At 57.4% G+C, this 298-nt stretch carries 1 protein-coding gene; it reads right to left on the bottom strand.

Features of this window, described 5'->3' with window-relative positions:
* A partial coding sequence (locus tag EOD29_RS31185) for an SDR family oxidoreductase (RefSeq protein ID WP_127248799.1) occupies positions 1-298 on the bottom strand: 298 nt, incomplete at both ends.

Genomic DNA, 298 nt, shown 5'->3' with positions numbered 1-298 from the left:
GCTGCCTTGGTCAGGTAGAACATCGAATGGATATTGACCTTGAAGGTCAGTTCCCACTCTTCATCGCTGATCTCGTCGATGCTTTTGAAACTCGCCTGGTGCGCGGCGTTGTTGACGAGAATGTCGATACCACCAAGCTCCTTGACCGCTGTCTCGACGATCTGTCTGCAGTGGGCGGGATCCTGGATGTCGCCGCTGACGAGCACAGCCTTGCGCCCGGCCTGCTCGACGAGCCGTTTCGTCTCGTCGGCATCCTCATCCTCGTCGAGATAGGAGATCAGCAGATCGACGCCTTCAC

This window comes from Mesorhizobium sp. M1A.T.Ca.IN.004.03.1.1, assembly GCF_003997555.1.
GTDB lineage: Bacteria > Pseudomonadota > Alphaproteobacteria > Rhizobiales > Rhizobiaceae > Mesorhizobium.
Note: the sequence above shows the minus strand (reverse complement) of the source record. Positions and strands in the feature narration are given on the sequence as shown.